Source organism: Halopenitus persicus (assembly GCF_900107205.1).
Classification (GTDB): Archaea; Halobacteriota; Halobacteria; order Halobacteriales; family Haloferacaceae; genus Halopenitus; species Halopenitus persicus.
Window position 1 is genome coordinate 134,949 of the sequence record NZ_FNPC01000008.1, and the last position, 14,429, is coordinate 149,377.

Here is a 14,429-nt window from a genome sequence, read left to right on the forward strand (position 1 = left end):
GATGAACATGCGGGGCCACGCCACGTCCTGTGGCGGTTCGGAAGGGTTAAAGGAACGACCGACGTTGGTCCGGATGCGGGCCGGTGGGGTAGCTTGGTATCCTTCGGCCTTCGGGTGGCCGTAACCGCGATTCGAATTCGCGCCGGCCCATTATACTCCACCCCTTCTTCGAAGCCGACTAAAATCGCCAGACAGCACGGGGTCAAGGGGTCGAAACCAGCGCGCGACGCTGGTGATTCGACTTGCACCCGCAAAGCGCCCCTTTGCCGTCCTGCACATTGCTAGAGCCGATAACACCATACGCCGCATCTGTAATAAAACCTATTCTAGACCCAGATCACGCGACCGCGACTACTGGTTCCTCTTGATGAACTCCACGCGCGCGGCGGCAGTACGAGGCCTATGCATCGAGGCTTGTTTGCTCGTGATCGAATGTCTCCTCGCCGCGGTTCCCATCAAACCGGGGACAACCCTCAGCAGGAGTTTCAAACCACGACCGGTCATAATCGACATACGTACCGATCTCATCGCGGGGGATCCGGCCATAATCTGCGATCGCCTGGATACATTTTTCCGTCGTACGCCACTCCTGCTCACCAACCTGTTCGATCAAATTCTGGCGACGAAGATAACTGAACTGCGACCGCGTCAAGTCCGTGTTACTCCATTTCCACGTGTGATCTGGGAACGGGATCACGTCTTTGAGTTCGTGAGCGTTCGCAGTCATCCAGCGAGCGCTTTTTCGCCCTAGATCTCCCACCGGTTTGCTCACACGCGACCACCCCCGTTTGTCGGGACACCGAATTCTTGGGCAGCTTCGGCAGCATCCAGCTCCTGGAACGTATCAACCGCCAACTCCACTACTCCAGCACTTACCTCACTCGGATCCTCGTCAGAGATGATCTTGATGATCGGGTGTAGCGCCAGCCGTGGTGGCTCCGCACCTTCAGCCACTGCGCCGTCGTCGCGGGCCCGTAAGCATGCCACGAGACACTGAGCTGGCTCCGTCCACGGCTCCCACCCGTCGTCCGCATACTCACCCAGTACACTCTCGTAAGCTGCCGTGTCCTCGTCGGCATCAGCCGGTTCACGGTTAGTATTAAACCCAGCATCCTCGACAGCCGCGAGCGCCCGGTTATACGTCACCGCGTTACAGAACCCGGTATACGTTCCGCCGTCTTCGCTCTCTCGCTCTACTAAGTCATCCTCATCGATAACACCGAGTACCCGTGCTGCCTTGATGAACGACCACAGCGGCATCTTATCACCGTCAGCCGTCTTCGCATCCGGGCAGTACACGGGAATTTCAAAGCCCTTGTTTCGTAGTATTCCGACGCCACACCACCAGTCTATGCCGCGGGCGTGCCTGTACCGATCCCGATACCAATTCTCTTCTTTTTCTGCGACCAGCGCCATCTCTACCGGGCCGGCTTGGTGCGATTCAGACGAATCGACCCACGTTCCTTCGTTTTTATCGATGAAGTTCGCGTTCCCACTGTTCGCGTCTGTTCCCCACACCGGAATGAATGCACGCTTACCCGATCCAGATCGGTCGGTGAACCCCGTCTTGCTATCTGTCCACTCGTAGGCGATTGTTTTCTCGGCAACGCGTTCAATATCCAAATTGCCTACAGCGCGCTTCACGTCCTCGAAATCTCGTGTGAGTCGCACGCCAGCAACCCTGTCATCGCTACTACTATCGTCATCCTCTGTGCGAACGTCAACACTGTCACCATCACTACCACTCAACTCATCATCGACAAATGCTTTGAGGGCGGCACGCCAGTCGCTATGTTCACCGTAGTAGTCCGGCCACAACTGCTGGACAAGCCGATCCGTGACTGATTCATCGGCGTAATTAAGGCTTGTAAGCCCGGCTGCCCAGTCTTTTGCCCTGTCGACCAAGGTGTCGTCAACAGCCGTGAGTGGTGTGTAGTCGTACGTCGCATCCTGCGTATCGATGGGTGTGACGACGGCGTCGTGGTCCTTGTGTAGTGCAAGCGGGGCCTTGTACTGCCGATTGACGTTCTGGCAGTAGTCCGGATCCGTGATGTTTGTGGCTGCAGGAATCGTGGCTTCGATTTCGTCTTGCTTGATCTGTAGGTATTCGTTTGAGCGTTCCCGAAACGCCTTCATTACGAGTTCTCGGTCTCTGCCGTCGAAATGTTCGGAGATTGGAATCGTGACTGCTGGAGCGCCAAATACGTACACACCGCCGACACTGTCTAGCGCATATACGTGTTTATGCCCGCCGTACAGGTCGGCGACGGCATCGCAATACGCTTCGATCACAGCTTCCATACTGGAGACAATATCGGCGTCCAATTCACCGCGCTGCGCTTTCAAATCATCACTCAAATCCAGGTCGACGAATAGTCCGAAACCAGCCAAGTTCTCGTATCCGGGGAGTGGATTGGATTCGGCCCATTTGATTCCGTTGTCCCCGTACCGGTGTGGAGCCGTCTGACGCACCGTGTTACAAGGTTTGTAACTCGTCACGGCATACAACACGCGATCCGTGTCGCCGAGCGCACGTAGTGTCTCACGGAGCGGGAGGGGCCGGGCTTCCCACGGGTACTCCGCTTCCGGATCACTCTGTTCTGACACGTACCAAGTCGTATTGTCAGGGACTGCGAGTGTCTCGTACTCATCGCCGATCGTCGCTAACTCCTCGTAGACCCCACGGCACTGCTCGTAGTGATCCGCGACAGACGTAGCCATACCGTCGCCGTCTTCCACGACGACATCAGCAGAGACACGCTGTGCCTTATTCCGTGCTGCCGTCCACTCGCGTAGACTCTCGGACGTATCGGTGCTGATATTACGATCGTTCGTGTTATTACTGCCGGGCGTGGTGTCTGTGGTCAATTATGATCACCTCGATTGTTTGTGCCGCCGTCCGTAGCCCTGGACCGATTCTCCGCTGCTTCAGCGGTAGCGACCGGCTCAAGATCCGGCGGCAGGTAAGAATCCCAGATGTGTGTGAGCGCATCCCGAACGATGAATAGCGTGTCTGAAGCGCGCGTCAAGCCGACATACCACGTCCGGGCTTCGTTTCGAGCAGCGTCCTTGTGTTCTCGAATATCCTTTGCGATCCGGCGTGTAACGCCGTCGTAGAGGATCGTGGTCGGGGCTTCGGAGCCCTTTGCCGCATGGATCGTCAAGAGACGCGTCCCGTCGGCAAGCTCTCGAACAGAGTCATCAGCGGTGATTGGTCCGTACCGGTCCCACGCGCGCTCCATAGCGACTATATCTCGTATCCGATTCCCGGTGAAGCCTTGACGGGCGTTGATCCGGACTAACTCATCGATACTGTCGATCCCGCGGCCGTACACACTCCAGAAATCATCCGTTACGATTTTTTCGTGGAATTCAGCAAGACTCAGTGCGCCTTTGTCTCGCCTATGTTCAGCGAGCGCCTGCTTTGCATTGTCACGGCCACCCTGCAGGTACTCCGCGTCAATATGCCGGACGAATCGCCATACGTCGTCGGCCGTGATCTTCGTCCGCGTCGCCGCTTCGACGCTCTTCGTGTCGCTCCCGTCGTAGTCGTTGTCAAGAATTGATGTCTGCCGAGTCGGACGGTATCCCTCACAAAGGTTGAGGCACTGGAGCAGTGTGAGTCGTGCCTTCCAATTCCCCGCGTTATCCGGTTGTGACTCGTAAACGACGCCCTCTCGGTCCAGGTGTGCGCCAATCCCGTCAATAAAGAACCCAGCACGTGCGAGGATCAGCATATCTGATCCGAATTCCTGCCACAACTGGTATGGCGACGAATCTTCGTTAGCCGGCGGGAGCCGCCATCCGTCCCGTTCATAGTACCGCATCGTGCTCTCCGGCGTGTCTCGGTGGATCGTCCCGGGGCCGTCTGTAGTTAATTCCGGTGGTTGATGTTCGCTGGACAGCACGCGTGCCGCCGCCTTGAAGTGCTCGTCGGGACACCGGTAGCTCACGGGGAGCTTTACTGTCGGGATGTCGCGGTCAACACGCTTTGGGAGTTTCTGAAAGATTGCTCTGTCTGCACCGCTGAATGCGTTACAGACTTGATCGGGATCACCGGCGACGATCACCGTATCTGCGTGCTCAACGAGCCGGTCGAAATACAGCGCCATCAATGGATAGGCGTCGTGTAATTCATCAATAACAACGTGCTTCATCGGGGGCAGCGGGCCGAGTAATCCCGCTTCCAACTGCTCCCAGTAATCTGCGCAGTCCTCTCGGGCCTTCCACATTTCCCACTGCTCCACTACGTCGTGGAACAACTCTATCCCAGCACCCCACTGCTGTCGGAACGCATCGAGGAGCCGCCAAGCACGGGGATCATCGGCGAGTGTCCCGCGGAGATACTTATTCGGTAAGTCGTAGGATCCCACATCAAGCAGATTCTGCTTACTGTACTGGTACAAGTCGAAGAACGTTGACGCACGAGTATCCTGCCAGGGCTCACGGGCACGGAACGAGATGTTATGCTCATCACACCACGCGTACCGGACCAGGTCATCAACCATACCTTCGTGTTCACTTGTCCATTTACCACCGTCATTATCGAACTGCTCCAAGAATCCTGTCGCGCGGCAGGCCACCGCATGGGCAGTGCCCCAGTACCGATACGGATTATCCTCGCTCGATGGTGCGTGCGTCATTTCTGGAAATACGCCCCAAGAGACGAGTTTCCGGCGCAACGAGTCCGACAACGCCGTCCGGTAGGTCACAACTGTACACTCACTAGGCCGCAGATCACCGTTCTCAGCACGAATCAAGGTCCGAAATCCGGTTTCTGTCGTCTTCCCGCCACCAGGCGGTCCCCACAACAGGACAGACTGGTCCGCCGAAGCAATATTGAGCCCAGTTACTTGCGGGGCGTCTATGTCCGTCTCAATCGCGGGACACACGTCGGAAAGCGGTCGCCGTTCCGGTTCTTCCCCTAGCATCAGGCTTCACCCCCGTATGTTTCCCGGCCAGTGCTGCTACCGAACTCGTCGTCGCTCGTTCCGGTCATCGAGTCCACGTACTCGACAGGCCCCGGCACATCCTCGTGACTCGCATCGAATCGCCAGAACCGCGTTTGCGGCCGCACCGATCGATCCGGCGCTGATGCGCAACGACCCGACAACTCATCACTCACAACACCGCGTTCATGTAATTCATGTACCAACTTGTTCGGTTCAATCCCGAACTCTTCGCACGCATCTAATACAATCGCGTTCGGAACCCAGAGTTCATTCAACCCGTCATCATAGTACGAACCTTTTCCGACTGTAGCGACGGATTGCTTGTCCGTTGCCGCCGGATTCTGCTCGATATTCTTCTGGACACGCTCCCACGCTGACCATCGCGGTCCCGGCGCGTCAATACTTTTCACTAGGTGTGACTGGACCAAGTCAGTAATACACTCGTTCCACGCGTCTTTCTTGTACTCATCCAACACACCGTCCAGGCCCCAGGGGCGGGTAGCAGGCCCGTTACTCCGCCAGCTATATTCCCGCTCGAATTTTTTCGGGTCGTCAACATCGATCTCCTTCGCAGCTTCGTATGATGCAATCTCGTCGCGGATGTGCTCATCAGCCGCGGACTCGACCGCCCGGTACAATACGGTCCGGATTAGGTGATTCCCATCAGCAAGCTCCACCTGCGTCCCGTCCTCGAATTTGAAGATGTAGTCCGGGTCGGTCACAACGGACTTGTTATCCGACTTGATCACCTTATCTATCGTCTCCAAGTACTCGTCGAGCGCGTATCCGTTGTCAAGCGACCATTCCACTGAGTCCCCGTACTCGTCAGACAGTTCATCGTCTAGTTTGTCCAGTTCGTCGTCTTTTGCTTCTTCACGAAGATCTTCAACTGAACTGAGTAGCGGTTCGCGGAGCGTATCCTTGGCTGTCCCTGTCATCTTCGCACAGTCAGCGAGCCACTCGTCACCAACGTCGAGCACTGCCGCAGCGTCGCCATACTCTTTAGCGATCGATGCGAGTACATCGCCAGCTGCGCTTTCTTCTCGCCTTCTGGCGATCACGCCTGCTCCCTTCGCACGGGTGAGAAAGAGTTCAAACACAGCGTTCGCAGCGTCTCTCGCGTCGCTATGATCGTCTGCTGCGTCTGAGTATTGCTCAACGCGGTCTTCACCGTCGCTTTCACTAGGCATCCCGCACCACCTCTTCACCTACCAGATCGCGCGCGTCCCCGCTGATTTTCGCCGTGTTCGCTCGTTGAACCCTGTTGATCCGCGCGATGAGGTACTCGAGATTCCCGTTGATCTGTGCTGTATCTCCCCGTCCGGGTGTTTCACAGTGCTTTTTTGCGTCTTCAGAGTGTATGTCTGATTGCAGTTGCATAGGTTGATCACCTTTGTACACGGTTGATGTGCCGCGGCGGACCGGTCGCAGGCTTCCCCCCTGCGACTGGGCACGTGACTTCTACGCGACAACTACCATCCGTGGGTGACTACACGTACAAACTGAACCCACTTAAAACCTTGAACTAATACTACAACTATAAATTCAATATAACCTCGATATAGGTATCCCACACATTCAATACATATGAGGCAAAGTATCCAGTCATACAATGCACCTCTCCGAAACTGACTGGGAACTTCTCATCGCCTGTCACGAAAAACGGGAAACCAGACCGAATCTCGCTGAAAAGCTTGACATCACACCGAACTACGTCAGTAAAAAACTCAGCCAACACAGCGAGAACGGACTTATATCGCAACCAGGACCGGCAGACAACAGCGGTATGTGGACAACCACCCAGAAAGGAGATCTGGTCGTCGAAAAACGAAAAAAATACGAGAAACGGCACGACGAGCTGTTTGGCGCACTTGTTGACCGCGCAACAGAAATTGCTACCGAACTCAACAACGAAACAGATCGTGACATCACACCCACTGACATCATCATCACATCAACCGATGCCTGGCAGGCACTCCACGAACTCGAAGAGGAATCTCAGATCAAAACCCACTACGCAGCTGAACTCCTGCCACAAGACAACATCTATGCTGTTCACGGGATCCTCTATGAATTATGGTTCTTCGATCTTTTGATCCGCACAGAAACCTCAGAAGGCGAAATATACGATTTTACGCAAAAAAGCCGTATGGCCCTTGATGATATTGGTATACAACATCATATTACACCCGAAAACATCAACCGAGACTGGCTGGGTCTTACGCCGCGCCGCGACTAGCTTTATATCTTATACAGGCTTTCTATGGGGGATTATATCTATGGGGAGAGGGACCCCCTCTCCCTCTCTTTACACCACCCCAAAGAAAGCCCGTATAATTCTAATTGGCCGTAGTGAATCGCTAGATGTAGCTTGATTTTACTGGTTCAGAGCCTGCTGATGTTGTGAACCGCACACCTCAGGACGAATTCTCGAAATTCACCTACCAGGTTCGCGCACGCTCGGCGACACCGTGCGTGCGCTTGACCGTTGAGAAGACGGTTTCACACATCGCTCGTTGGTGGTAGCGAGGCCCATCGATTTCCGGCTGCGCTATCCGACTGGGATGCCTACGCAGGTTCCAGAGCATATCAAACCGAAATACATCGAGTATCGAACACCGATTAAGAAGGCAGAGGATGCTTATAACCAGGCTCGTGCCGAGTTCGAGCCTACGGATCCATTGAAAACAGAGTTGGATGAATCGGATTCGTGGGCGACGGACTAGGGTGCTTCGCATAGATTCGAGTTGGTTATTCGTACAGCGTAGTTCGGCAATATGGGTTGATGGGCTCTGTTGAAATCCTCAGTAGCTGATAGCTTTCTACGCTCGATCGCTCAATACACAAGCTTCAGCGAGCAGCTGTTTCGTGTGAAGACATATCTGAAGAATAGGATTGCAACAGAACCAATATAGGTATTCGCAATCTTAAGCGACTAGTTGTTTCAGAAAGGGATCTCCTGAATAAAAGGAACTCAACAAAATCAGTTTAAATTGTTCTGTCCGGAAGTCGATTCAAAACACCGGGCACCGCGAATCATCCGGAACGCGATAGCAACAACGGCGATCACGAACACGAGCCAGTACCACTCGCCGTTAGCCGTTGATGATCGTAGTTCCAGTACCCCAACACCAACCGTTAACACGGCAACGTAGAGGTATTTGTTCCGGTGAATTGCCTCGGGGTCAAGCCCCGAGGCTTCCTGCTTCAACGACGCACTTTGCAGACACACTGAAAAGCAGGCGTGTCCGTACGGAGATGGAAATATCCCTCTGCACTGAACCGGGGACACACTTCGAATAACGCTTCAGCGGACTATTCTGGAGAATCTGTTGTGTCTTCGAATCCTGACCGGGTCATCTTCCCCCACGACTTGTCTCCGAGAAGAAACTCGAACGTCGCCTGCCACGACACGAACGCACGCCACGGTCTATAGCTGAAACTTTCGAAGAGCGCATATCCCAACAATACGGTTACATCCTTGGGATCATCGTATCGGCGATACGTGAGCACTTCACCAAGTATAGCGACCGTACTCAAAATCGCGCCGAGCCCGATCGAAACAAACAGAAACGCAATAAAAAACCACACATCCAGAATCCCAATGATAAAGAGGACCGGGACCGAGATGTATCCGAGTCCTTCAACTAACCGACCAATTCCCTCAACGAATAAAAATAGCGGCAGCGCAACCAGCCCGACGAGACCGTATGACGGCCGACCGATCGCACTCCGGTGTTTGAGAAGTGTATCGAGCAAGCCACGAAACCATCGCCGTCGCTGCCGACTCAGAACGGATAACGATTCGGGAACTTCCGTCCAGACGACAGGATGCGGAAGAAATGTTACCTCGTACTCTTGATCGGTCTCAATAAGATGCCGGTGGAGACGAACGACAAGCTCCATATCTTCGGTGATACTGTCGGTATCGTAGCCACCGATCTCGCGTAATGTTTCCGCATCAAACAGTCCGAACGCTCCGGAAATGATTATCAAGCTGCGAATACGGCTGAGTCCGGTTCGGCCCAAAAAGAACGCCCGGAGATACTCGACGGCCTGAAACCGTACAAGCCGGTTCTTCGAGAGTGCGACATCGTCTGGAACACCCTTTTCAAACGAGACTTTGTTTGCAATTCGAACGGTTCCCCCTGTTGCGACAGTGGTGGTTGGCTTGGTCAAAAATGGTTCAACGATCGCTTTGAGAGCGCCGCGTTCGATAAGCGAATCGGCATCGATCGCACAGAAAAGCGGCTTCTCCGTGAAGAACAGCCCCGCGTTTAGTGCATCCGCTTTCCCGCCGTTTGCTTTATCAATCACGACGAGGTCTGTATCCGACGCGCGGTAGATCTGGTCGACTGGTTCGCAGGGTAACTCAACAGGGAATTCCGCATCGATGCGCTCCAACTCGAACTCCGAAACGAGTCGTTCGACCGTCTCATCAGTCGAGCCATCGTTTACGACGATTACCTCGTGAAACGGATATTCCAGTGACAAAAGGGACGTGACACTATCGACGATGACTTTCTCCTCGTTATACGCCGGCACAACAATCGCAATCCCGGGAAGGAACTGATTGGATTGCAGTATTCCCGCAGGCTCGTATGATTCTTGTTCCGTCCGCTGCCGGATATGGGTGATTGCGAAGACAGTCAGCGTGAGGTAGGTACCGTTGATCACGAGAAAGTATGCGAGAGCAAGACTGCTGAGGCCGAACAGGACGGTCGACACGTATGGCTCGAATATCACGGGAGTTGCTCCAAGTTCGTGTCGGGAGATGTGCGTATACGTTGCCGGTCACTAACCGCGATCTCGGCTTCAACCCAATGCCACGCTTTTCGTAGGCCAATCTGATCGCTGAACCCCTCTCGTGGCGTTTCTAATGCAAGTAATCCCCTGATAGCAACTAATTGGCACCGTTCGTCGGCTTCGGTGATTGTCGCCCATTCGAGGTATTCTCGGGCTTGTTCGTCTCCCCAGTACGTGAGTACTTCATACGTTGCCTGGCGGACGTTCGGTGCGTTGTCAGTGATAAGTGAGCGGAGATCGAGTCGATTTCGCACGGTATCTCGCCAGCCCTGCTGTTTGAATGCCCGGACCGCCGCGGTTCGAACCGTTGATGACTCGTGCTCAAGCAGGGGGAATAACCAGCCAATGGGTGCGTCCGGATCAATTTGTTCTGTATGTTCGAGCACAAAACATACTTGAATGACAACAGATTCCTTCCATACTGAGATCGAATCCATCGCTTGGTAGAGTAGCGGGGTCTCCGTCCCGGTATTGAGTTCGGCAAGTGTCTCAAGTCCGTAGATCGTCATCGGGTGGTTTCCATCCCAAAGAATGAGTTCCGATCCTAATCTAGCGGCGTTCTCGTACTCATCTCGGCGTTCATAGAGGAGCCGACCGGCTGCCTCTCTCGTTCGTTGCGTGTCAGAGCATGTTTCAAACAGACGGTCAACGGAGATCGGATAGTCAAGCATCGCCAATGTGGCTAGCGCCCGAAGGCGAGGCACAACAGCGGATTGTTCGAGTGCGGCGTCGGATCGCTCTCCGAGACCAAGGGCCGCTGCAACATCTAAAAACGTCTCACGTTGCTCACCTTCGACAACGCGGAGATACCGATCAAGGACAGCGATGAGGTTCTCCCGCTCAGTAGCTGACAGCGAATCGACCCATTGTGTCCACTCAGGATTAGCGCGCTCTTGCTGTTCGAATAGCTTTTGTCGGACTGTGTCACGGCTTCGGGCTTTGATCGTGTCTTCCCGTCGCTTCCACACGGAAAAGCCGATAGCCAGCAACGATAATACAATGAAGACAATGAACAGTCCGCTAGCTATGATACCGACAAATACTGTCGTTGATATGTTCATCCCAAGTGAGTCACCCGCGTGATGAGTGCGTTTGGACTGAATGGTTTCGTCACATAGTCGTCCACGCCGAGTTCGTATGCTTCCGCAAGCGTATCTTCGTCATCAACTCCGCTCAATATAACCGTTGGAATTGCCCCTAACCGTTCGGAATCTGCCCGCTGTCGGAGAAATTCTAGTCCGTCGACATCAGGCATAAGCAGATCGAGTATGATGACATCCGGAAGCGTGTCTGTATCTTTCAGATACGCTAATGCTTCAGCACCATCATCACGAGTGACCACGTCGAAACCCTTACTTTCGAAATTAAATTGAAGCAGCTGCTGCAAATCGTTGTCATCTTCGATGATAAGAACTGAAGAAATATCACTCATACTATAGACAGTCGAAAGACGTTGTCGGTGGAATTGGATGTTGTGCGAGAAGTTGAGTGATGAGATCAGTAAGATCAGGTGGTCGGTGTAGAAATCGACGGCTCCCCAGGGTCGGGATCCACGATCGATCATACGGATCGACATCGGTCGGCGCAACGGCTAACAGTGGCCGACCAGTTCCGGGAGAAACCATACGAAGCCGTCCGATGTCGCTTGCTGATAACCGGCGGTACACGTCGGGATCAAGACAGATAACGTCAGCTTCCACCTCGTTCTCTGTCAGTTTGGTCTCGACTTCCCGGGCGTCACCGATGATCATCTCGGAGTCAGTATTAATGCGTTCGGCAATCACGTCGCCGGGATGTTCCGTGAAGAACCCGGCAATGGTCGCCGGCGTTTCAACGAAGGGTTGTACTGCTTGATCGAACTGGTCAGACGAGATGGTCGGAGAAATCACCCCGGAGAGAGCAAGCGCGATCGGTGTCGTTGCATCCGAATATAGCGAAACCAAGACATAGGGGGGTATTTCCTTCTCCGTGTTCGATAGGTTACCAACGAGATCAATCCCGGTAGTTTCGGGCCACATAGCGTCCACGAGCACGTATTCAAAGGATTGACTGCGTAACGCATCTACCGCGTCATCAGCGCTCTCTGTATGGACCACCTCGATCCCATTGCAATAACTTGGATCGTCTGCTAACAATTCAGAAAGATACGAATTCGTACTACACACGAGGATTCGATGGACAGTTTCAGGAGCAGATACAGTCGGTACTGCTTGCGTATGCTCCGCTCCGGTTGCTGTCTGAGTCAGTTCCACGAGCCCGTTCAGCTCGGCGCTAACTCGTTGGATCCGTCTCAGTGCATCTTGCCGATCCGACGATAGCTCTTCTGTGTCTTCGAGAAGAAGCTCCGTTTGAGCTTGAATAATAGTGAGATGACGACGAAACGGGTATACTGTCGTCGTATTTTTCTCACTATCGGGATCCTTGCCCATACCAACGACTATTCACGGTTCACTCTTAAGTTTAGTTCACGGTGGTTCTGGCATAACGACCGGTCTTTCCTAACCGGTGGGCGTCAAGTTTTAGGCGTTTTCTAGCGCTGGTAGTTGTATGAAACCACTTGAGGAAGAAGAAATCGAGAAGGTACTTGTCGATAACGGACTCGGGGTGCTCTCTTTGGTTGAGGAGACGAATCCCTACGGAATCCCGATGTCGTTCGGCTATGGTGATGGGATGATTAGTTTTATGATGCAGCGAGAGGGGGGCTCTGAAAGCCGGAAGATGGCGGCCTTCGAGTCGAATCCGAGTGCTTGTCTAACGGTGTATGAGCACAAAGAGGGCCCCCCGGAACGATGGAGAAGTGTGATCGTCACAGGAGAACTATATGAGATTCCCGAAGATGAAGAGGGTGAAGCGTTCTTCAATTTGGCTGATAATGCCGTATTCGCGCCCGAATTTGATGTGTTAAACATCTCTCCCGAAGAGATCGACTTGCAATACATCGGTTTGACGACTGAAGAGCTCAGTGGTCGAGAATATTCACCGCTCGCCGTATACGGGCAAAGCTGATTGCCATAGCAGGCTATAGAATCTTCTGGAGCGACCGGTCGAACTGCTTAGTAACCCGAAAATCACTCGTCGTTACTTGGCGATGCAAGCAGCTCGTCTTCATATGCAGCTATCGCTTCGACAATTTTGTCAGCGTCCCCATCAGAAACATCAAACTCATCGAGAGTCTCGTACAAGAGCTCAATTGCTCGTTGGATGTGAGATGGTGAAAATGGTACATGGAGATGTGCCTCACGAACTGGTTCTGCATCATATGTTTCTGGCCCCCCGGCAGCTTCACACAAGAAATCTGTCTGTGTCTCTCGAAGTTTTTCCAGATCTGCATCCTCAAAGAAGGGACCTAACTCTTCGTCATCCTGTAATTTCTCATAGAACACATCAACGACAGCACGGATACCGTCGTACCCACCAAGTCGGTCGTACAACGTTGATTCCGTCATACTTCCATCTCTTAGCTCATTGATAAAATAATTTGGAAATCCGGGTGTGTCATCGTTCAATACTCCGATATTGTTGCATCGTTACTGCCAATGGAAGGAAAAACAAGAGATGTTCCCGACCGATCGATCCCGGGGTAGGTCGTGTCGCGCTCTTCGCTTCGGGCGTAGTTGCTTTTGCCATCAGGTAGCTCCACCCCGTGTTGATCCGGAAGTAATCCTTGACGATAGGTTCCGGATAGCTGTCGCAGAGTGAATCGTAAATAGCTGTTCCGCGGCGTCGAGCCTGCTCACAGCCCGGTTCCGGGAAAAACTCGCGTGCAAAGAATGCGTACACGTGTGGTGTTTCAAATATCCCATCGATGATGGAGTCGATCGAGGGTGGCGGAGTCTCATCCGTCGGCAGCGCCTCTGTATCAATGTACTCGACGATCGGTTCAACCGCTTCCAACTCCGGACCAGCGTTCGCTCCTCGCTCATACTCCGAGAAAAACTCGATGCAGCACTCCGGATACCCGTGAAGCGCTCCCTGATACCGTTCGAATGCGGCGCGATCATCGGCGATGACCGCGTCGATATTCCAGTCAAGGACATCAACCGGTTCTGGCGAATCGTCCTCACGGAAAAAATAGATGCGTGCTCCATAGTTCACCCGTTCGGGCGTTCGTAGCCACTCCGGGAGTACAAAGCACGTGCCGGGAAACTGTTGTTTGAGATACTGCACTTCTGGAAGCCGTTGCAGCAACTCTCTATACTTCGTTGATGCTGATCTGAGGTTTTCGTGCGTGAGTGAGTCGAAGTCGAGTTGAATTTGATCGTGTAATTGGTGCGATTGAACGGCGATGTTCCGGCGTTCAGTCAGCGTTGTCGCAGTCTCAACTGCGTCCATCGCCAACTTCTGTCCTCGGAAGTAGGTTTCATCAAGCTGTATACTGGCACCACGCCGCTCATCCGCAAGCACTGCTTGGACATCCAGTGCTGCAAACGCCGGAAGCGTCGCAACATTATCTACATCTGTTAACACCATCGGAGTAATATGTAGTACGTTGGTTATACCATATTAAAGGAATGTGCGTGTGCGGTTCTTGGCGAATCTCGCTCGTTTGCGGCAAAAGCATCTACTAACCGTGATGGGAAAGGTGTCAGCCGAGTATATTTATACTGCTATGGTACAGTACAATTTTGATGGGAAGACAGCAGTCGTAACGGGAGCTGCATCCGGAATTGG

The 14,429-nt window shown here is 53.4% G+C and carries 14 protein-coding genes, 1 tRNA gene and 1 pseudogene; 3 read left to right on the top strand and 13 right to left on the bottom strand.

What is annotated here, in order from left to right:
• Nucleotides 1-77 precede the first annotated feature (77 nt).
• A tRNA-Pro gene (locus tag BLV25_RS13155) sits at nucleotides 78-150 on the top strand.
• Nucleotides 151-400: 250 nt separating this feature from the next.
• Here BLV25_RS13155 and BLV25_RS13160 read toward each other — a convergent pair.
• The 5 genes from BLV25_RS13160 to BLV25_RS16870 form a co-directional block, all read right to left on the bottom strand.
• Entirely contained in the window at nucleotides 401-772 is a 372-nt protein-coding gene (locus tag BLV25_RS13160; RefSeq protein WP_143114447.1) for a hypothetical protein, read from the bottom strand.
• A complete protein-coding gene (locus BLV25_RS13165) occupies nucleotides 769-2,868 on the bottom strand; it encodes a hypothetical protein (RefSeq protein WP_143114448.1) in 2,100 nt (699 codons plus the stop codon). Before BLV25_RS13165 ends, BLV25_RS13160 begins: the two co-directional genes overlap by 4 nt.
• Entirely contained in the window at nucleotides 2,865-4,508 is a 1,644-nt protein-coding gene (locus BLV25_RS13170; RefSeq protein WP_343123928.1) for a 3'-5' exonuclease, read from the bottom strand. Before BLV25_RS13170 ends, BLV25_RS13165 begins: the two co-directional genes overlap by 4 nt.
• 422 nt (nucleotides 4,509-4,930) lie before the next feature.
• On the bottom strand, nucleotides 4,931-6,142 hold the full coding sequence (locus BLV25_RS13175; RefSeq protein WP_092734080.1) for a hypothetical protein: 1,212 nt from the start codon (nucleotides 6,140-6,142) through the stop codon (nucleotides 4,931-4,933).
• Nucleotides 6,135-6,332, bottom strand: a complete 198-nt coding sequence (locus BLV25_RS16870; RefSeq protein WP_143114449.1) for a hypothetical protein — start codon at nucleotides 6,330-6,332, stop codon at nucleotides 6,135-6,137. The genes BLV25_RS13175 and BLV25_RS16870 overlap by 8 nt, the downstream gene beginning before the upstream one ends.
• Nucleotides 6,333-6,564: 232 nt before the next feature.
• On the opposite strand from BLV25_RS16870, the gene BLV25_RS13180 reads away from it, so the two are divergent.
• Complete coding sequence (locus BLV25_RS13180; RefSeq protein ID WP_092734083.1) at nucleotides 6,565-7,191, top strand: hypothetical protein; 627 nt, start codon at nucleotides 6,565-6,567, stop codon at nucleotides 7,189-7,191.
• Nucleotides 7,192-7,337: 146 nt separating this feature from the next.
• On the opposite strand, the pseudogene BLV25_RS13185 reads toward BLV25_RS13180, so the two are convergent.
• The 6 genes and pseudogenes from BLV25_RS13185 to BLV25_RS16880 form a co-directional block, all read right to left on the bottom strand.
• Nucleotides 7,338-7,492 (bottom strand): annotated as a pseudogene (locus tag BLV25_RS13185) (transposase); the annotation flags it as partial.
• A gap of 443 nt (nucleotides 7,493-7,935) precedes the next feature.
• The gene (locus BLV25_RS16875) at nucleotides 7,936-8,163 is read right to left on the bottom strand and encodes a hypothetical protein (RefSeq protein ID WP_143114450.1); all 228 of its coding nucleotides are present in this window, start codon (nucleotides 8,161-8,163) and stop codon (nucleotides 7,936-7,938) included.
• 104 nt (nucleotides 8,164-8,267) lie between these two features.
• The gene (locus tag BLV25_RS13190) at nucleotides 8,268-9,680 is read right to left on the bottom strand and encodes a glycosyltransferase family 2 protein (protein WP_092734122.1); all 1,413 of its coding nucleotides are present in this window, start codon (nucleotides 9,678-9,680) and stop codon (nucleotides 8,268-8,270) included.
• 14 nt (nucleotides 9,681-9,694) lie between these two features.
• The gene (locus BLV25_RS13195) at nucleotides 9,695-10,819 is read right to left on the bottom strand and encodes a HEAT repeat domain-containing protein (protein WP_092734086.1); all 1,125 of its coding nucleotides are present in this window, start codon (nucleotides 10,817-10,819) and stop codon (nucleotides 9,695-9,697) included.
• Entirely contained in the window at nucleotides 10,816-11,190 is a 375-nt protein-coding gene (locus tag BLV25_RS13200; RefSeq protein ID WP_176819498.1) for a response regulator, read from the bottom strand. Before BLV25_RS13200 ends, BLV25_RS13195 begins: the two co-directional genes overlap by 4 nt.
• Before the next feature lies 1 nt (nucleotide 11,191).
• Nucleotides 11,192-12,187, bottom strand: a complete 996-nt coding sequence (locus tag BLV25_RS16880; protein ID WP_143114451.1) for a DNA-binding transcriptional response regulator — start codon at nucleotides 12,185-12,187, stop codon at nucleotides 11,192-11,194.
• A gap of 118 nt (nucleotides 12,188-12,305) precedes the next feature.
• On the opposite strand from BLV25_RS16880, the gene BLV25_RS13205 reads away from it, so the two are divergent.
• The gene (locus BLV25_RS13205) at nucleotides 12,306-12,764 is read left to right on the top strand and encodes a pyridoxamine 5'-phosphate oxidase family protein (protein WP_092734092.1); all 459 of its coding nucleotides are present in this window, start codon (nucleotides 12,306-12,308) and stop codon (nucleotides 12,762-12,764) included.
• A gap of 62 nt (nucleotides 12,765-12,826) precedes the next feature.
• Here the strand turns inward: BLV25_RS13205 and BLV25_RS13210 are convergent, their stop codons facing one another.
• On the bottom strand, nucleotides 12,827-13,204 hold the full coding sequence (locus BLV25_RS13210) for a truncated hemoglobin (protein WP_092734095.1): 378 nt from the start codon (nucleotides 13,202-13,204) through the stop codon (nucleotides 12,827-12,829).
• 49 nt (nucleotides 13,205-13,253) lie between these two features.
• Entirely contained in the window at nucleotides 13,254-14,228 is a 975-nt protein-coding gene (locus tag BLV25_RS13215) for a hypothetical protein (protein WP_092734098.1), read from the bottom strand.
• Nucleotides 14,229-14,429 lie beyond the last annotated feature (201 nt).

What these genes read in the sequence shown, in the direction of transcription:
- BLV25_RS13210 (WP_092734095.1), bottom strand. Translation starts at nt 13,204, where the DNA reads ATGACGGAATCAACGTTGTACGACCGACTTGGTGGGTACGACGGTATC.
- BLV25_RS13195 (WP_092734086.1), bottom strand. Translation starts at nt 10,819, where the DNA reads ATGAACATATCAACGACAGTATTTGTCGGTATCATAGCTAGCGGACTG.
- BLV25_RS16870 (WP_143114449.1), bottom strand. Translation starts at nt 6,332, where the DNA reads ATGCAACTGCAATCAGACATACACTCTGAAGACGCAAAAAAGCACTGT.
- BLV25_RS13170 (WP_343123928.1), bottom strand. Translation starts at nt 4,508, where the DNA reads ATGGTTGATGACCTGGTCCGGTACGCGTGGTGTGATGAGCATAACATC.
- BLV25_RS13200 (WP_176819498.1), bottom strand. Translation starts at nt 11,190, where the DNA reads ATGAGTGATATTTCTTCAGTTCTTATCATCGAAGATGACAACGATTTG.
- BLV25_RS16880 (WP_143114451.1), bottom strand. Translation starts at nt 12,187, where the DNA reads ATGGGCAAGGATCCCGATAGTGAGAAAAATACGACGACAGTATACCCG.
- BLV25_RS13175 (WP_092734080.1), bottom strand. Translation starts at nt 6,142, where the DNA reads ATGCCTAGTGAAAGCGACGGTGAAGACCGCGTTGAGCAATACTCAGAC.
- BLV25_RS13180 (WP_092734083.1), top strand. Translation starts at nt 6,565, where the DNA reads ATGCACCTCTCCGAAACTGACTGGGAACTTCTCATCGCCTGTCACGAA.
- BLV25_RS13205 (WP_092734092.1), top strand. Translation starts at nt 12,306, where the DNA reads ATGAAACCACTTGAGGAAGAAGAAATCGAGAAGGTACTTGTCGATAAC.
- BLV25_RS13215 (WP_092734098.1), bottom strand. Translation starts at nt 14,228, where the DNA reads ATGGTGTTAACAGATGTAGATAATGTTGCGACGCTTCCGGCGTTTGCA.